This is a genomic window from Streptomyces sp. Da 82-17 (assembly GCF_046098215.1).
Lineage (GTDB): Bacteria > Actinomycetota > Actinomycetes > Streptomycetales > Streptomycetaceae > Streptomyces.
Map to the genome: position 1 here is coordinate 356466 of NZ_JBJURH010000005.1, position 16058 is coordinate 372523.

19 protein-coding genes and 1 pseudogene are annotated in these 16058 nt (G+C 72.1%); 19 read left to right on the top strand and 1 reads right to left on the bottom strand.

The window, feature by feature from the left end; translation table 11 throughout:
* Window positions 1-35 precede the first annotated feature (35 nt).
* The 16 genes and pseudogenes from ACIDOF_RS11460 (at window position 36) to ACIDOF_RS11535 (ending at window position 12006) form a co-directional block, all read left to right on the top strand.
* Window positions 36-305 (top strand): acyl carrier protein, encoded by a 270-nt coding sequence (locus ACIDOF_RS11460; protein WP_409005687.1) that lies wholly within the window; start codon window positions 36-38, stop codon window positions 303-305.
* Complete coding sequence (locus ACIDOF_RS11465; protein WP_409005688.1) at window positions 302-1522, top strand: acyl-CoA dehydrogenase family protein; 1221 nt, start codon at window positions 302-304, stop codon at window positions 1520-1522. The genes ACIDOF_RS11460 and ACIDOF_RS11465 overlap by 4 nt, the downstream gene beginning before the upstream one ends.
* Window positions 1515-2783, top strand: a complete 1269-nt coding sequence (locus ACIDOF_RS11470; RefSeq protein ID WP_409005689.1) for an acyl-CoA dehydrogenase family protein — start codon at window positions 1515-1517, stop codon at window positions 2781-2783. The genes ACIDOF_RS11465 and ACIDOF_RS11470 overlap by 8 nt, the downstream gene beginning before the upstream one ends.
* A complete protein-coding gene (locus ACIDOF_RS11475) occupies window positions 2780-3589 on the top strand; it encodes a 4'-phosphopantetheinyl transferase family protein (protein WP_409005690.1) in 810 nt (269 codons plus the stop codon). The genes ACIDOF_RS11470 and ACIDOF_RS11475 overlap by 4 nt, the downstream gene beginning before the upstream one ends.
* Window positions 3580-4617 carry a hypothetical protein gene (locus ACIDOF_RS11480; RefSeq protein WP_409005691.1) on the top strand — a complete coding sequence of 346 codons (1038 nt, stop codon included), beginning with the start codon at window positions 3580-3582 and terminating at the stop codon, window positions 4615-4617. Before ACIDOF_RS11475 ends, ACIDOF_RS11480 begins: the two co-directional genes overlap by 10 nt.
* Window positions 4614-6176, top strand: coding sequence for an amino acid adenylation domain-containing protein (locus tag ACIDOF_RS11485; protein WP_409005692.1), 1563 nt, complete (start codon window positions 4614-4616; stop codon window positions 6174-6176). The genes ACIDOF_RS11480 and ACIDOF_RS11485 overlap by 4 nt, the downstream gene beginning before the upstream one ends.
* 5 nt (window positions 6177-6181) lie before the next feature.
* A complete protein-coding gene (locus ACIDOF_RS11490) occupies window positions 6182-6718 on the top strand; it encodes a flavin reductase family protein (RefSeq protein ID WP_409005693.1) in 537 nt (178 codons plus the stop codon).
* Window positions 6718-7677, top strand: a pseudogene (locus ACIDOF_RS11495) (hydroxyacid dehydrogenase); the annotation flags it as partial. The gene ACIDOF_RS11490 and the pseudogene ACIDOF_RS11495, both read left to right, overlap by 1 nt.
* A gap of 140 nt (window positions 7678-7817) precedes the next feature.
* A complete protein-coding gene (gene cutA / locus ACIDOF_RS11500) occupies window positions 7818-8150 on the top strand; it encodes a divalent-cation tolerance protein CutA (RefSeq protein ID WP_409005694.1) in 333 nt (110 codons plus the stop codon).
* A gap of 189 nt (window positions 8151-8339) precedes the next feature.
* Window positions 8340-8534, top strand: coding sequence for a hypothetical protein (locus ACIDOF_RS11505; RefSeq protein WP_409005695.1), 195 nt, complete (start codon window positions 8340-8342; stop codon window positions 8532-8534).
* A gap of 16 nt (window positions 8535-8550) precedes the next feature.
* A complete protein-coding gene (locus ACIDOF_RS11510; protein WP_409005696.1) occupies window positions 8551-9048 on the top strand; it encodes a DUF6879 family protein in 498 nt (165 codons plus the stop codon).
* The gene (locus tag ACIDOF_RS11515) at window positions 9045-9878 is read left to right on the top strand and encodes a helix-turn-helix domain-containing protein (protein WP_409005697.1); all 834 of its coding nucleotides are present in this window, start codon (window positions 9045-9047) and stop codon (window positions 9876-9878) included. The genes ACIDOF_RS11510 and ACIDOF_RS11515 overlap by 4 nt, the downstream gene beginning before the upstream one ends.
* A 32-nt stretch (window positions 9879-9910) precedes the next feature.
* The gene (locus ACIDOF_RS11520; protein ID WP_409005698.1) at window positions 9911-10162 is read left to right on the top strand and encodes a hypothetical protein; all 252 of its coding nucleotides are present in this window, start codon (window positions 9911-9913) and stop codon (window positions 10160-10162) included.
* Window positions 10163-10265: 103 nt separating this feature from the next.
* Window positions 10266-10505, top strand: a complete 240-nt coding sequence (locus ACIDOF_RS11525; protein WP_409005699.1) for a DUF397 domain-containing protein — start codon at window positions 10266-10268, stop codon at window positions 10503-10505.
* A gap of 187 nt (window positions 10506-10692) precedes the next feature.
* Entirely contained in the window at window positions 10693-11091 is a 399-nt protein-coding gene (locus tag ACIDOF_RS11530; RefSeq protein WP_409005700.1) for a hypothetical protein, read from the top strand.
* Window positions 11092-11103: 12 nt separating this feature from the next.
* Window positions 11104-12006, top strand: coding sequence for a JmjC domain-containing protein (locus ACIDOF_RS11535; RefSeq protein WP_409005701.1), 903 nt, complete (start codon window positions 11104-11106; stop codon window positions 12004-12006).
* Here the strand turns inward: ACIDOF_RS11535 and ACIDOF_RS11540 are convergent.
* Window positions 11969-12874 carry a hypothetical protein gene (locus tag ACIDOF_RS11540; RefSeq protein WP_409005702.1) on the bottom strand — a complete coding sequence of 302 codons (906 nt, stop codon included), beginning with the start codon at window positions 12872-12874 and terminating at the stop codon, window positions 11969-11971. The two genes, ACIDOF_RS11535 and ACIDOF_RS11540, sit on opposite strands and share 38 nt — an antisense overlap.
* Before the next feature lie 232 nt (window positions 12875-13106).
* On the opposite strand from ACIDOF_RS11540, the gene ACIDOF_RS11545 reads away from it, so the two are divergent.
* The 3 genes from ACIDOF_RS11545 to ACIDOF_RS11555 all read left to right on the top strand — a co-directional run bounded on the left by ACIDOF_RS11545 (window position 13107) and on the right by ACIDOF_RS11555 (window position 16038).
* On the top strand, window positions 13107-14006 hold the full coding sequence (locus ACIDOF_RS11545; protein ID WP_409005703.1) for a LysR family transcriptional regulator: 900 nt from the start codon (window positions 13107-13109) through the stop codon (window positions 14004-14006).
* Window positions 14007-14215: 209 nt separating this feature from the next.
* The gene (locus ACIDOF_RS11550) at window positions 14216-14683 is read left to right on the top strand and encodes a cobalamin B12-binding domain-containing protein (protein WP_409005704.1); all 468 of its coding nucleotides are present in this window, start codon (window positions 14216-14218) and stop codon (window positions 14681-14683) included.
* Window positions 14680-16038, top strand: coding sequence for a methylaspartate mutase (locus ACIDOF_RS11555; protein ID WP_409005705.1), 1359 nt, complete (start codon window positions 14680-14682; stop codon window positions 16036-16038). The genes ACIDOF_RS11550 and ACIDOF_RS11555 overlap by 4 nt, the downstream gene beginning before the upstream one ends.
* Window positions 16039-16058 lie beyond the last annotated feature (20 nt).

A 16058-nucleotide genomic window follows, 5' to 3' on the forward strand; every position in this document is an offset into this window, starting at 1 on the left:
CGGCTACAGCCGGTGACCTCCGTGGAAGGACTCCGATGGACCCCCGTCTGACCGAACTGCTCGCCCCGTTCCTGAAGTTCCTCGGCGACCAGGAGCTGACCGCCGACTCGCCGCTGCGTGAGCTCGGCCTCGACTCGATGCAGGCCATCGAGGTGCTCTTCGCCGTCGAGGACACCTTCGGCGTGACCCTGCCGGACGACGACATGAACGACGAGACCTTCGCCACCGCCGGCAGCCTGTGGGCCGTCGTCAGCGCGGCGATCGACGCCCAACTGCCGGGCGGCGCGCAGGAGATGGCCGCATGACCGCGCCGACGCTCGCCCCCGCGCCCGCCCCCGCACGCCCGGCGGCGGCGCCGCCGCCGATCGACCGTGCCGCTCTCGCGCAGCGCACCGACCAGGTCGCGGCCGTCGCCGCCGAGCATGTGGCGCGTACCGACCGGGACGCGTCGTTCCCCGTCGAGGCGCTGGCCGAGATGCGCCGTACGGGCCTGCTCGGCCTGCTCGTCCCCACCCGCTACGGCGGCCTCGGCGGGGACACCGACGCGATGGTGCGGACGAGCATCGCGCTCGGCCGGGTCGACATGTCCGTGGCCGTGATCTTCGCGATGCACTGCCAGCAGGTCGCCGCCCTCGTCCGCTACGCCGACGCGCGGCTGCGCGAGGAGCTGCTGCCCGAGATCGCCGCGGGCCGCCGCTACCTCGCGTCGGTCACCACCGAGGCCGGCAAGGGCGGGCATCTGCTCACCTCCGCTGCCGCGCTGGGCCGCGACGACGACCGCCTGGTCCTCGACCGGTTCGCGCCGATCGTCACGGGCGGCGAGTACGCGGACGGGTTCCTGGTCACCATGCAGAGCCCGGAGTCGACGTCGCCGAACCAGGTGTCCCTGGTGTACGCGCACCGCGAGCAGCTCACCGTGGAGCGCTCCGGCGACTGGCAGCCGCTCGGCATGCGCGCCAGCCACAGCGTGGCCCTGCACCTGAAGGGCACCCTGCCCGGCCACCAGGTGGTCGGCGAGCACGGCGACTTCCGGTCCATGGTGACCGCCGTGTTCGGCCCGATGGCGCACATCGGCTGGTCGGCCTGCTGGCTCGGGACGGCGGCGGGCGCGCTGTCCCGCGTCGTGAAGATGCTGCGCGGGCCGCAGAGCCGGGGCCGCGTCGACCTCGGCTCGGAGCTGCTGCTGACCCGGCTTTCCCGGGCCCGGCAGCGGCTCGACACGGTGCACGCGCTCCTGGCGCAGGCCCAGCGGGTCGTGGCCACGCACGAGGACCTCAGCCCGCCGCGGATCCAACTCCTGCTCAACGCCCTGAAGATCACCGCGGCCGAGGAGTGCCACCTCGCCGTCGACGGCCTGGTGGAGGCCGTCGGCATGCGGCACGGCTACCTGAAGGACTCCCCGACCCGCCTGGAGCACAGCCTGCGCGACCTGCGGTCGGCGGCGCTCAACTACAGCAACGACCGCCTCCACCTCGTCGACGGCCGGCTCGCCCTGCTCGACCAGGAGGTGCGCCTTGACTGAGACCCGCGCGGCCCCGCCTCCCCGCACTGCGGCTCCCGGCGCGGCCCCGCCTCCCCTCGCCGCGGACTATCGCGAGCGCGCCGAGGTCGCCCTGTCCGGGCTGCCCGCCCACGCCCCGCTGGCCGGGGTGTGGGCGGCGCTCGGCACGGCGGGCGTCCTGCGGGACCTGTACGTGCCGGAGGGGTCCGGCGGCCCGGCGGGCACGGGCCCCGGCAACCCGGCGGGCACGGGTTCCGGCAGCCCGGCCGACATAGGCCCCGGCGGCCCGGCGGGCACGGCTCTCGGCGCTCCCGACCCGCGTCGGCTCGCCTGGCTGCTCGGGGCCGTGGACGCGCGGGGCGAGAACGGGGTCACGCTCAGCGTCCTCGTCCAGGTGGCGAGCGCGCTGCCGGTGCTCGCCGCGGCCGCCCCGCCCCCGGGCCCCGTACGCGACGCGCTGGAGCAGGTCCTCGGCGGCGCGGCCACGGTGGCGCTCGCCGCGACCGACGCGGCCGCCGCGGGCTCCGACCTGGCCGGCCTCGGCACCGAGGTGTCGCTCGGCCCGGACGAGGTGGTGGTGGACGGCGGCAAGCGCTGGATCACCACGGCATGCGCCGCCGACCACTTCCTCGTCCTGGCCCGGCACAAGGCCGGCCGGCACTTCACCAGCTTCACCTGGGTCCTCGTACCGGCCGACGCTCCCGGCGTGGACGTCGAGGCCGCCGACAGCGGTCTGCTCACGGGCGGCGGCGTCGGGCACGTGCGGTTCACCGGCGTCCGGCTGCCCGCCGCGCACGTCGTGGGCCGGCCCGGCCGCGGCATGGTGAGCTTCGCGCAGCACATGGGCACGGAGCGGCTCGCGGGCGCGCTGTGGGCGGTGGCCCTCACCGGCCGGGTCCTCAGCGACACGAAGATGCGGCTCGCCCTCCGCGAGATCGACGGCCGGCCGCTGTGGCAGGACGCCTCGGTGCGCCGCCGCTTCGCCGACTGCCTCGTGCAGGTACGCCAGTTGCGCGCCCTCTGCGACAGCCTCGGCGAACGCGTCGCCCACCACCAGGACCTCGCGGCTGCCGCCCTGCTGAAGTCCGCCGCTGCTCTGACCGCCGAGCCGGTTCTGGCGACCTGCGCCCAACTCCAGGGCGCCGACGGGTTCCGCCGCGGCGGTGTGCAGCAGACGCGCAGCGAGGCCGCCGTGTTCGGCATCGGCGGCGGGGTCACCGAACTGGTCCTCGGCGCGGTCGCCGACCACGCCGACAAGGTCCTGAAGGAGCTGCGCTCATGACCGCGCGTACGAGTCCTCACGCGCCCGCGCGTACGAGTCCCACTCCGCCCCGCTCCTCGCGTACGGCTCCGCCCACGGCCGCGCGTACGACCACGCTCGCCGCCCCGCGTCCGGCGGGACGTACGGTTCCGCTGCCGTCGCCGCTGGTCACGCAGGTGGCCCCCGACGTGTGGGTGGCGCGCGGCGGGCGGCGGCGCTGGGCCGCGGTCGCGCCGCATCCGCTCGACCGGGAGTCCGCGGACGGCCTGCCGCCGTGGCGGGCCGCGGAGTTCCTCGCCAGCCGGGCCCTGCTGCGCGCGCTGCTCGCCACCACGCTGCCCGCCCTCGCCGACGCGCCGGTGACCGCGGACGCGGACGGCCGCCCGGTGCTCGACGGGCACCCGGACACGGGCATCAGCATCTCGCACGACGGCGAGGCCGTCGCCGTCGCCGTCGCCCCGCACCGCACGGTCGGCGTCGACGTCCAACTCCCCCAGGACCGCGCCCCGGAGAGCCTGCTCCGCCGCTGCCTGGGCGGGCACGCCGACGCCGTGCTGCACCTGCCCGAGCGGCAGCGGGCCGCCGAGCTGGCCTGGGTGTGGACCGCCCAGGAGGCCTGCGTCAAGGCCGCGGGCACGGGCCTGGCCGGCCGGCCCTGGCAGATCGACGTACCGCCCCACCAACTCCTGGGCCGCTGGGGCGAGTTCACCTGGGTCAGCCTGCGCGGCCGCTCCCGCACGCCGTTGAGCTGCGCGTTCACCGCCACCCGTCCCCGTGACCTGCATCTTCCCGTACGCGGCGCAGCTCTGGAGGCCCCGTGTCCCTGACCGAAGCGACAGCACCGACCGAGGCGACCGACGCAGGGGCAGCAACCGGGCCCCCGGCCGCATGGCCCGACCTCAGCTGCTACACCACCAACCTCCTTGCCCACCTCGCCCCGGAAGTGCCCGGCGTACGGCGACGGCTCGGCGCGTCCGTACGGCTGGCCGTGCGGCTCGACCTGCCCGCCGGCGAGCTGGCGTTCTCGCACCACCCGCGCCTGGACCGCACCCCCGACGGCCGCGAGCTGGCCTACCGGGGCGCGGCCGACTGGCCCACCGCCCGCGCCGCGCTCCTCGACCAACTCGCCTACGACGGACGGGTGTTGGCCGCGGGGAACGTGCGGCATCTGCCGTGGGCGCCCGGGTACGGCCTGTCCGATGCCCCGCACTGGCTGCTCCTGCACGGGCACCGGGACGGGCAGTGGCTCGTCGCCGACCACTTCGCCGCCCTCACCCCGCACGGCGAGCAGCGGCCCCACCGCGGGTGGCTCACCGACACCGACCTTGCCGCGGCCCTCACTCTCGTCGAGGACCCGCCGCCGGAGGTCTCCCGCCGCGACCGGCTCGCCCTCGGCGGCGAGATCCCGCTCCCGGACACCGGCCCGTACCGCTGGCTCGCCTGGCAGCCGACGCAGCCGACGCAGCCGACGGCGGACACCCGGCCGGGCGAGCCCACCGACGACCCGGGCCCCGGCACGTGGAGCCACGACCTCGCCGACTCCCTGACGCACATCGCGGCCGTCTTCCGCGACCACCCCGAGGCCCTGCCCCGGTACGTCGACGACCTGTGGGCCGCCGCCCGGCACCACACGTACCGCCTCGCCTGCGCGGTCGACGACGGGGCCCTGAACCCCGAGCGGGCGGCGGCCTCGGCGGCGGCGTGGGGCGAGCTGCCGAAGGCCCTGCGGTTCGCCGCCCAGTCGGCGGCCCGCGGCCGGCCCCGGCCCACGGTGGTCGACCGCGCCCTCGACCAACTCCGCACCGCCCAGGCCGACTTGGACCCGACGCACCGCAGGAAGGATGACCACGGATGACCACGGACCGAACCGGCTGGACCTTGTACGAATGGTTCGCCGCCTCCGTCGCCGCGCACGGCGACGCCCTCGCCCTGGAGGTGGGCGAGGAGCAGCTGACGTACCGCGAGCTCGGTGCGCTCGTCGACCGGCTGGCCGGTGAACTCCTCGCCGCGAGCGGGGAGTTGCCGCGCCGGGTGGGGCTGCTCGCCGAGCGCGGCGTGCTCGGGTTCGCCGGGTATCTGGCGGTGCAGCGTCTGGGCGCGACGGTGGTGCCGCTGAACCCGGCGTTCCCCGCGGCCCGCAACGCGGCCGTCGCCCGCGCGGGCGGGCTCGGCCTGGTCCTCGCCGAGGACGCGTCCGCCGCTGCCGAACTGCCGGTTCCGGTGCACCCCCTCACCCGCCCGTCGGAGTCTGCGTCCGCCGCTCAACTCCCCCCGTACGAGGGCGAGATGGACGCGGTCGCGTACGTACTGTTCACGTCGGGCTCGACCGGGACGCCGAAGGGGGTGCCGATCCGGCACCGGAACGTCGACGCGTATCTGCGGCACGTCGTACCCCGCTACGACATGGGCCCCGGCAGCCGGGTGTCGCAGACCTTCGACCTGACCTTCGACCTGTCGGTGTTCGACATGTTCGCCGCCTGGGGCAGCGGCGCCGCGCTCGTCGTGCCGGGCCGCGCGGACCTGATGGCGCCCACCCGGTTCGTGGCGGCGAAGCGGCTGACGCACTGGTTCTCGGTGCCGTCCGTGGTGTCGGTGGCCCGGCGCCTGCGCAGCCTGACGGCCGGATGCATGCCGACGCTGCGGTGGAGCCTGTTCTGCGGCGAGCCGCTGACCCTGCAGCAGGCCGAGGCGTGGCGCCGCGCGGCCCCCGCCGGCCGCGTCGAGAACCTGTACGGCCCCACCGAACTCACCATCAGCTGCGCCGAGTTCGAGCTCCCGGCCGACAGCGCGGACTGGCCGCGCCCCGCCAACGGGACGGTGCCGATCGGCGAGCTGTACCCGGGCCTTGAGCACGTCGTCCTCGACGCCGACGGCCGCCCCGCCGACGACGGCGAACTGTGCGTCCGCGGCCCGCAGCGCTTCCCCGGCTACCTCGACCCGGCGGACAACGCGGGCCGGTTCGTCGCGTACGAGGAGGGCGGCGGGCCCGCCGAGGACGCCGAGAGCACCGGCACCGGGCCCGTGCCCGAGGACCTCTGGTACCGCACCGGCGACCGCGTCGCCCGCCAGGACGGCCGCCTCGTCCACCTGGGCCGCCTCGACCAGCAGGTCAAGGTGCGCGGCTACCGCGTGGAGCTCGGCGAGATCGAGGCCGCGCTGCGCGAACTGCCGGGCGTGCGGGACGCGTTGGTCGTGGCCGTGCCGGGCGCGGACGGCGAGAGCGACCTGGAGGCGGTGTGCACCGGCCCGGGCGGCGACCCGCAGGAGCTGCTCACCGCACTGCGGCTGCGCCTGCCCGCGTACATGGTGCCGCGCGGCATCAGCCGGTACGAGGAGCTGCCGCTGAACGCCAACGGAAAGGTCGACCGCAAGTCCGTGACCGCGAAGATCTCCGCCGAGTACGCCGGAAGGTGAGCCTGATGAGTCCTGTGTTTCCCGCGAGCCCCATGTCCCCTGAAAGCCTGCTGCCCGCACCGCCCCCACCCGTGGTGTCGGAGGATCGCTTCCGGCACGCGATGGCGCGGCTCCCCACGGGGGTGTGCGTGGTGACGACGACCGGCCCGGACGGCCCGGTCGGCTGCACGGCGAACGCGGTCATGTCGCTGTCCCTGCGCCCGCCGTCGCTGCTGGTCTCGCTGTCCACGGCCAGCCGTACGCTCCGGCAGATCCTGGCGAGCGGGGCCTTCGGCGTGAACGTACTGCCGTGGTCCGCGCGGCAGTTGGCCGGGCAGTTCGCGGTCGGCACCGCGGCCCAGCGGTTCGCCGGAGTCAGCTGGGAGCCGCAGCACGGCGTGCCCGTCCTCTCCGCGGCCGCGGCGGGCATGGTGTGCGAGGTGGCGGACACGGTTCGGCTGTACGACCACACCCTGCTCGCCGGCGCCGTCCGCTGGACCCGCGCGGACGACCGGGCCGCGACGGTGCTGCACGGCGAGGGCACGTACCGGGTGGGCGCCTGATGTCGACGCCTCCGAGCAGACTCGGCACCAGGCCGGTCGTCCTGATCGCCGAACCCCTCTCCCCCGCCGCCGTCGACACCCTGGGCCCCGACTTCGACGTACGGCACTGCGACGGGGCGGACCGCGGTGCGCTGACGGCGGCGCTGGCGGACGCCGACGCCCTGCTGATCCGCTCCGCGACCCGCATCGACGCCGAGGCGCTCGCCGCGGCGCCCCGCCTGAAGGTGGTGGCCCGTGCGGGCGTCGGCCTCGACAACGTGGACGTGCCCGCGGCCGCCCGGGCGGGCGTCCTGGTGGCGAACGCGCCGACGTCGAACATCGTCAGCGCCGCCGAGCTGGCCTGCGGCCTGATCCTCGCGACCGCACGCCACATCCCGCAGGCGGACGCCGCGCTGCGCAACGGCGCGTGGCAGCGGTCCAAGCACACCGGCACGGAGCTGAGCGGGAAGACACTCGGCGTGCTGGGCCTCGGCCGCATCGGCACGCTGGTCGCGGACCGCATGACGGCGTTCGGGATGCACGTGGTGGCCCACGACCCCTACGTGCGCGGCACGGACGGCGTGCAACTCCTGTCCCTGGACGACCTGTTGGCGGTGTCGGACGTCATCACGGTGCACCTGCCGCGCACGCCGGAGACCGTCGGCCTCATCGGCGCGGAGGCGCTGCGCCGCGTCAAGCCGGGAGTGCGGATCGTGAACGCGGCCCGCGGCGGCATCGTCGACGAGCAGGCCCTGTACGCGGCCCTCACCTCCGGCCGGGTCGCGGGCGCGGGCCTCGACGTCTACGCCCACGAACCCTGCACGGACTCCCCCCTGTTCACCCTCCCCCAGGTCGTCTGCACCCCCCACCTCGGCGCCTCCACGACCGAGGCCCAGGAACGCGCCGGCGTCCAGGCGGCAGAGTCCGTCCGCCTGGCGTTGAGGGGGCTTCCGGTGGCGGATGCGGTGAATCGGGTGGGGGTAACGCCTGTGGAGAGCTCGGTGGCGTCGGCGGCGTAGGCCTTGTCCTCCTCCTCATCCCGGCTCCTGTCCGACCAGCAGGATCGAACCGTCACGGCCCACCGGACACGCCAAGCCGAGTAGCGGTTACGCTCGCCCGCATGGCTGACTTCCTTCAGGTCTCCACGGCTACGGAGACGCGCGAGCAAGCCGTAGAACTGGCCCGATCCGTGGTGACAGGCCGCCTTGCAGCCGGGGCGCAGATCATCGGCCCCGTACTCTCCGCGTTCTGGCACGACGGCGAGTTCGGGACCGGCGAGGAGTGGCAGCTCCTCTTCATGAGCCGCGCCGATGGCTACGCAGCATTGGAAGCACACCTCCTGGAACACCACTCGTGGAACAACCCAGAAGTGTCGGCTGTCCCGATCGTGGCCGGTTCGGATGCGTACCTTCGTTGGGTCACCGCGACCGCCGGACCGACTGCCGCGGAATAGGTGTCAGAGCCGGGACTTCCTGCTGCGGAGTGTCACCGGCCTCGGCAAGGCGGACGCAGCGGAGCCGAGCGCGCGCTCCGTCTCGGTGGGAAGCCGGTTTCCCGTTCCGGAAACTGACGCACCTTGCCCTCCTCCGCGGCCTGCCAGGATGATCGGGTGGACGCCCGAGGCCGCGGAAGGGGAACGCTCATGAAGGTAGAGATGCTCGCCACCACATGCGACAAGTCGGACTGCCCCACGATCTACAAGACGGATCGGGGCACGATCCTCGTCCAGGGCGAGACACCCACCGGTCACGGGCTCGACCTTCCCGCTCACGAATCCCTCGTCGAGATCCCGATCGAGCTGATCCAGAAGGCGTTCGGAGACTCGGCCCGTGCCTGACCGCACTTTGGGGAGCATGTTCGACGCCTTTGAGCACGAGGCGTTCCGGCTGGAGACCCTGGACGACTACAGCAGGTCCGGCAGCGTCGACGCCTACCGGCTGTTCCTCGACGGGCTCGACAAGCCCGCCGACTACAACGCCGACTGGCTGGCCGACGTACGCGCACACGTCGAGGCCGGTCGGCGCATGTACCGCGTCCACATACTCTCCCGGCCTCTCACCCCGTACCTGCGCTTCGAGTTGGGCTGGGGGTACGTCACCAACGCCACCGCCGGCGAGGAGTTCTTCATCCTCGACGTGACAGACCAGCCGAGCCCACTGCCCCACGGAGTCGGGGACTTCTGGCTCTTCGACTCCACCACGGCCGCGCCGATGCACTACAGCCCCGACGGCAGGTTCATCGGCGCCGACGTGCTGCCCGACGAGCAGCGGGCGGAGTACGTCGCGTACCGCGACACAGCCCTGGCGCGCGCCGTGCCGTTCGCTGATTGGTGGGCGAAGCACAGCACGTGAACCGTTCGCAACTCGGGGCTGCGCTGCGGGCACTGCGGGACACCTCCGGGAAGGAGGCCAAAGCAGTGGCCCGCAGCGCGGTCATGTCTCCCAGCAAGCTGAGCAAGATCGAGACTGGGAAACTCGCCCCCAATGCCGACGACGTGCACCGCATCCTCACCGCCATCGGCGTCTCCGAGAAGGTCGCGGCCGAGTACATGGCCGTTGCAAGGGCCGTTGCCACAGAGGCCACGGCGTGGCGGCTCGTCCAGCGTGCAGGCCTCGACAAGGCCCAGGCTCGTCTGCGGGAGCTCGAGGCCCGCACGCAGAAGCTACGAGTCTTTCAGCCGTCTCTGATTCCAGGCCTCTTGCAGACACACCAGTACGCACGCGCCGTCCTGTCCCGACACAAGGACCTCTCGGACGAGACCGTCCGCCGCACCGTGAGCGCTCGCCTGGAACGACAGGAGGCTCTCTACGACCCGTCCCGATCGTTCGGGTTCGTCATCACGGAAAAGGTCCTCACCTGGGAGATCGTTCCCCCGCTCGTGCTCGCCGGCCAGATCGACCAACTCGTTTCCATGGCACGGCTTCCCAACGTTGAGATACGCGTCGTCCCGCAAGCTGGGCCCAAGCACGACATCCCCAACCATCCGTTCGTCGTCCACGACCACACCGCGGCACGAGTGGAGACCACGCACGCCGAGATCGTTGTGACCGACCCCCGTGACGTCACTCTGTACGTGGAGAAGTACGACGGTTTCGCCCAGCACTCCGTTTCCGGAGACGAGTTGACGCCCTTTCTTGTGGGCATCCGGAATCAGCTTTTGCGGCAACAGGAAACAGGCTAGAGACGCGTCGCCCTCGGGACGACGCTTGTCCCGTGGCCGACACGCAGCGATACCTCACGGAACCCGTCGAACTTCCCATTGAGCCCTGGCTGTACGGGTATCAACTCCGCCAGGGCTGTGAGGTCTGCGTCGCGCTCGACAAGCAGTTCAAGGAATCCGAGAAGCGCGGCGACCAGAGGGCGATGTGCGCCGCCGCTGCGGAGATCCGCTCCCACCACGGCAGGCGCAACCATTTCACGCGGCCGTCCGGCGCCCCCGGCGAGACACCCCAGCACGCCGGGTGACGAGCTTCGCGGCCGCGGCACGCCTCTCCTGCTTCCGCCGCGACCTGCAGAACGGCGCGGAGACCGAATCTCCGCACAGCACACACGCAAGGAGGAACACCCCGTGCAGAACCTCTACACCCTCCCCGCTGTCGACGACGGCGCGTTCGAGAACTTCTGCGGCGGCAACCTGGGCGGCGAGCACGAGTCGTGCATCGACGTCGCCGCCATCCCCGGCGCCGTGGAGGCGTTCGAGCTGCGGGACTCGAAGCCCGAGGGCACCGGCGAGAAGCTCCGCGTCACCGGCGCCGAGGTCGACGACTTCGCCCGTGGCTGGGCCAGGAAGCGGGGCTTGACGCTCTAGCCTGACGCTCCCTCATCCAGGAAAAAATGGGCCACCCTGCTTCGGCGGGGCGGCCCTGCACCTCCAGAAGGGCACCCAAATGAGCTGGTCAGGGCACTGGCATGGATACGGTCCGTGGATCGGACCGTCAGCGGTGTACGGAAAAGAGGGAGGCCGACGGCCTGCCCACCCCAACGGCCCGCCTTCCGTGCTCGATCCTGAGGACAAGAAGCAGCAGGCCGTCCTCGACCGGTACCGCGAAGCCGCATCCGAGTTCACCACCGGCAACGTGCCGCCCACGATGACCGGCTACTGGCTCCAGAAGAAGAACCAGGTCGCCAGCGACCGCACCTGGTCGGACCTCGGCATCGTCCTTGCCTGGCTGACGAAGCAGTACGAAGCCAACCTGCCTTTCGAGAGGCCGGACGGGCGCCAGGCGTACAGCACCCTGGACACCAAGCTCGACTACGCAACTGACGTCCTGCCACGTGGTGTTGACGTGAGCTGGGTGTACTACACGCCGTCGGAACGCCTCATCTCGTTCTCCATCGTGTGCTGCCCCAACCGGTTCCACCCCGAGATCGCCTGCCCGCTCCCGCCGTCATAAGGAGTCGACGCCATGTCGCTGCGCCTGTTGCTGCCAGAGGAAGGCGTCACCGAACTGCTGACCTCCTGGCCGGACGAGCCCCGTGTGTACGACCGTGGCCAGCCGGCACTCGACGAGGTCGTTTCCGCGGAATCCGTCCGGGGCTACCTCTACATGGGCACCGCCCCGGCCCACGAGATCGCAGCCGTTAAGGCGCCGAACCCGTCGCTGAGCCAGAACGCATACATGACGGACGGTCGGACCGACCGCGCGAAGCTGGTGCGCCTGTACGAGCAGGGCTACACCATCCGCCTCGGCAACCTCCAACGCGTCGTCCCCGCCCTGGCCGGAATCTCCGAGGCGATCCAGACCGAGACCGGCTACTCGAACTACATCCACGCCTTCCTGACCCCGCCCGGCCACCAAGGACTCCGCCACCACTGGGACCAGCAGATGGCCGTGATCGTCCAGATCGCCGGGACGAAACGCTGGCAGCTCTGGCGGCCACCGGTCACAGCACCGATGCGCGAGTACAACGAGAGCTTCCGCGTCTGGAAGGACGAGTACATCCCCACGTGGGAAGCGGTCGGCCCGGACATGGAGATCGACCTCAAGGCCGGCCAGTCGCTCCTGCTCCCGCGCGGGTGGGTTCACAACCCTCACGTACTCGCATCCGGACAACACAGCATCCACCTGACCTTCGCGATCCGCGAGCGCACGCGGATGTGGCTCGCCGAGAAGCTCCTCGCCGGAGCCATCGAGCAGGAGGCATTCCGTCGCATCGTCCGCCCGTACCAGCTCTGCGGCGAGAGCCTGGTGCAGCAACTCGCCTACGTGCGCGAGGCGTTGGTGCAGTACGTGCAGGGTCTCGACCTGTACGAGATGGCCCCGGACATCATCAAGGACGCCCAGACGGAGTTGGAGTACAGGACCTGACCGTACCGCCGTCGGCCTGAAGCTCCGCCAAGACCCGCTCCGCTGCCCGCCGGGCCGGCCCGACCCCCGGGTCCCCTGGATGCGCGTGCGGTCCCAGGATCTTCGACGCCGCGAAAAGCGTCATCAGCTTGCCGTCCCGGCTCTCGAAGTCGTGCTGCCGCTCTTGCAGTACACGGTCGGCCAAGGCCGGGACCGCGAGCGAACTCGCCCAAAGTGAGGCCGAGTCGAGGCCGCGGGGCGCGTTGCCCCAGTCCTCCCAGTCGAAGAGGCAGAACCCCGGGCCGGTGACGTTGGCCCAGTTCAGGTCCGCGTGGGCGGGAAGCCAGGACTCGACGGTCGTGTCGAAGTCGCCCGGGAACACGCTGCGGAGGGTGTCCGTGACGACGGCCTGCGTGATCGTGGCCGTGTCCGGCGTCGCGATGCGCCGGGTGGTCTGCCCCGCAAGCGCGTCGAGGGTGGCGTTGAGCGCACGCCACCACACGTCGGTCAGGCACGTCGGTGCCTCGCCCAGCACGGCCGTGCCGATCGGCGGCGCCGGCAGCAGGGACGTCTCGTCGGCCCGCCACATCACCGGCTCGTCCGGGTCCTGCCAGACGACGCAGCCGTGCCACTCGGGTTGAGAGACCCCCTTCAGGAGCGCGGCGCACTCGGTCCCGTTCCACCCCTGCGCGCCGATCCTGTCCAGGCCGCGCCGCTCCACGCGCACCCACGTGCCCCGGTCCGTCCGCGCGCCGACCGTGCGGCGCTTGCGTACGACGGACGACCGGTCCAGCTTCGCCCCCAGCGCGGCCCCCGCCCGGCGCAGGACCGCGTCCACCGGGTCAACCCGCAGGTCGGCGGCGCGAGTTGGTGAGGGCGGGCGCGTCATACGGGCGACCGTACCGCGTCGTCCCCGTCGCACGGCGTCACCCCGTACTGCCCCGCCCGGACCCTCCCACGGGCGCCCCGCCCCGGCCCCCCACACCCCCCGGCACATTCCGGTCGCGGGCACTGTGTGCCAGCCCTCTGCTGTTCCGTCGGGGGGTGTGGGGTCGGCAGGCTCGATGGCCCGACCCCTCTGCGGGGCTTCGTCGTCCCGCACCCCACCGGGAGAGAGAACCATGGATATTCGGCAGCTTCGAACCTTTCACCGAGTGGCATCGCTGGGGAGCTTCACCCGGGCGGCCACCGAGCTGAACTACGCGCAGTCCAGCGTGACCGCGCAGATCAAGAGCCTGGAGGCGTCCCTCGGCAGCGAGTTGTTCGAGCGGGTCGCCGGGAAGGTGAAGCTCACCCCGGCCGGCACCCGGCTGCTCCCGTACGCCGGGCAGCTGCTGTCGCTCGCGACCGAGGCACGCGGGGTGGCCTCGCCGGACGCGCAGCCCGAGGGGCTGCTGACGATCGGCACGATGGAGAGCATCACCTCGTACCGGATGCCGACCGTCCTGGAGTACTTCCACCACCGCTACCCGCGCCTGCAGATCTCGCTGCGGCCGAGCCTGTGCGCGGAGACGCTGCACGCGCTGCGGCAGGGCGTGTTCGACGCGGGCTTCCTGATGGAGGCCGAGACGCAGCACTCCGGCGTGCACAGCGAAGTCCTCGGCGTGGAGCCCCTGGTGATCGTCGCGACGCCGGGGCACCGGCTGGCCGACGCGGCCAAGGTCGACACCGACGAGCTGCGCTCGGAGTCGGTGCTCGCGCCCGAGGCCGGCTGCGCCTATCGGGAGCTGCTCGAGGCCGAGTTGAACGACGGTACGGGCGAGCCGGTGCCGTTCCTGGAGTTCGGCAACATCGAGGCCATCAAGCGCGGCGTCGGCGCGGGCCTCGGCATCAGCCTGCTGCCGCGGATGACCGTCACCGACGAGCTGGCCGCGGGCTCGCTCGTGCCGCTCGCCTGGGAGCCGCCGTTCGAGCTCTACACGCAGCTGGCGTGGCGCAAGGGCTCCACGCTGTCCCGGGAGCGCCAGGTCTTCGTGGAGCAGGTCATCGATTTCCTCAGCCACGAGTATCAGGAACTCTGATATCGCCCTGGAATCCGGAAACTCCACCGCGCACCACCCCGGAAAACACGTTCACATGAGCGGTCCGCATGCTGCGCATGAATGGATTCATCGCATCCATCGGCAGCTCCGATATCGCCCATCTGGCAAGCCGAACGCATCTCCTGGACTTCGCTCCCGACTCCAGCGGAGACTTTTGGAGTCCCAGTTAAAGGAACAAGGAGAACCCCATGTCCCAGGTCATGCTCCCGGCAAAAAGATTTGTCGTGTCGAGCGTGTCTTCCGATGCCCATATGTGGAATCTCGTCTTTCTTCAGCTGCTCCTGGAGGAGCAGGGCGCACACGTCACCAACCTGGGCGCCTGCGTGCCCGACGACCTCATCATCGAGGAGTGCCGGCGTTCCCGGCCCGATGCGCTGGTCATCAGCACGGTCAACGGGCACGGCCATCTGGACGGCCTGCGGCTGATCCGCCGCATTCGCAACGACCCGGAACTCGCCGATCTCCGCGTGGTGATCGGCGGAAAGCTCGGCGTGCGCGGCGCGGAGAACATCGTGTTCGCCGAGGAATTGGCGCTCAGCGGTTATGACGCGGTGTTCGAGGCGGACGGCGGAATCGAGGGTTTCCAGGAATTCCTGGGCACGCTCGACGGCTCGTCCGAGCGGCCCGCGCTCGCCCCTGCGGGGGTGGCCGCGTGAATACGCCGATACGCACGTCGGGCGCCGCGGTGGCCGCCCGCACCCGGGGGCGGTTCTCCCGCCATGTGCACCAGGCGCACGCCGAGGGCCGGCTCGTGGTCCAGCCGCGCATGGGCTTCGCCGACCTGGCGACGATGCGCGAGGGCCTGCTCGCGGTACGGGGCGCCGACGCCACCGCGACCGGGACCATCACCCTGGACAGCTACACCCGCGTCAACGACCACGACTCCGCCCGGCAGGCGCTGCGCACGGGCGCCGAGCTGAACGGGTTCCCGCTGGTGGCCCACGGGCCCGGCGCCACCAGGGAGTTGCTCGACTCGGTGTCGGGCCCCGGCTTCCCGGTGCAGGTGCGCCACGGTTCGGCGCTGCCGTACCCGCTGTTCGAGGCGATGACCGCGGCGGGCGTCGACGCGACCGAGGGCGGTCCCGTCTCGTACTGCCTGCCGTACAGCCGGGCCCCGATCAGCGAGGCGGTGAAGGCGTGGGCGCAGTGCTGCGAACTGATCGCCGCGCAGCCCGACCCGATGCATCTGGAGAGCTTCGGCGGCTGCATGCTCGGGCAGTTGTGCCCGCCGAGCCTGCTGGTCGCCCTGAGCGTCCTGGAGGGGCTGTTCTTCCGTGAGCACGGGCTGAGCGACATCTCGCTGAGCTACGCCCAACAGACCCATCCGGGCCAGGACCTGGAGGCGGTCGCGGCGCTGCGGCGGCTCGCGGGCGAGCGGCTCGCGGAGGCCGACTGGCACATCGTGCTCTACACGTTCATGGGGGTGTTCCCACGTACGTCCGTGGGGTCGTACCGCATCCTCGAGGAGAGCGTGCGGCTCGCGGTGCGCAGCGGCAGCGAGCGGCTGATCGTGAAGACGCCGGCGGAGGCCCACCGGATCCCGACGATCGCCGAGAACGTGGACGCCCTGGAGTTCGCCGCGTCCATCGCCCGCGACGAGGCGGCCCGCGGCTCCGAGGCGACGCCCGCCGAATTCGGGATCACCGAGTCCGGGATCTACGAGGAGGCGCGCCTGCTCGTGGACAGCACCCTGGAGTTGGCGCCGACCGTCGGCGAGGCGCTGATCCGGGCGTTCGAGCGCGGCCACCTGGACGTGCCGTACTGCCTGCACCAGGACAACGCCAACCGGTCGCGGGCGTACGTCGACCCGGCCGGGATGCTGCAGTGGGCCGAGGCCGGGCGGATGCCGCTGCGGGTCGAGCGGGGCGCGGCGCGGCGGCCGGTCAGCGCGAAGGGCCTGCTTACGATGCTCGGCTTCAACGAACAGCGCTTCGACCGCGAGCAGTTGACCCACGGCCACCTGCGCGGCCTGCAGTACCCGGGGCGCGCCTCGCGCCGGGGCCTGTCGTGAACACCCGGCGTCCGCGCAGG

Excerpts from the sequence above, each read along its gene's own strand:
- ACIDOF_RS11460 (WP_409005687.1), top strand. The coding sequence starts at position 36 with ATGGACCCCCGTCTGACCGAACTGCTCGCCCCGTTCCTGAAGTTCCTC.
- ACIDOF_RS11465 (WP_409005688.1), top strand. The coding sequence starts at position 302 with ATGACCGCGCCGACGCTCGCCCCCGCGCCCGCCCCCGCACGCCCGGCG.
- ACIDOF_RS11475 (WP_409005690.1), top strand. The coding sequence starts at position 2,780 with ATGACCGCGCGTACGAGTCCTCACGCGCCCGCGCGTACGAGTCCCACT.
- ACIDOF_RS11485 (WP_409005692.1), top strand. The coding sequence starts at position 4,614 with ATGACCACGGACCGAACCGGCTGGACCTTGTACGAATGGTTCGCCGCC.
- ACIDOF_RS11490 (WP_409005693.1), top strand. The coding sequence starts at position 6,182 with ATGAGTCCTGTGTTTCCCGCGAGCCCCATGTCCCCTGAAAGCCTGCTG.
- cutA (WP_409005694.1), top strand. The coding sequence starts at position 7,818 with ATGGCTGACTTCCTTCAGGTCTCCACGGCTACGGAGACGCGCGAGCAA.
- ACIDOF_RS11505 (WP_409005695.1), top strand. The coding sequence starts at position 8,340 with ATGAAGGTAGAGATGCTCGCCACCACATGCGACAAGTCGGACTGCCCC.
- ACIDOF_RS11510 (WP_409005696.1), top strand. The coding sequence starts at position 8,551 with ATGTTCGACGCCTTTGAGCACGAGGCGTTCCGGCTGGAGACCCTGGAC.
- ACIDOF_RS11535 (WP_409005701.1), top strand. The coding sequence starts at position 11,104 with ATGTCGCTGCGCCTGTTGCTGCCAGAGGAAGGCGTCACCGAACTGCTG.
- ACIDOF_RS11540 (WP_409005702.1), bottom strand. The coding sequence starts at position 12,874 with ATGACGCGCCCGCCCTCACCAACTCGCGCCGCCGACCTGCGGGTTGAC.
- ACIDOF_RS11545 (WP_409005703.1), top strand. The coding sequence starts at position 13,107 with ATGGATATTCGGCAGCTTCGAACCTTTCACCGAGTGGCATCGCTGGGG.
- ACIDOF_RS11550 (WP_409005704.1), top strand. The coding sequence starts at position 14,216 with ATGTCCCAGGTCATGCTCCCGGCAAAAAGATTTGTCGTGTCGAGCGTG.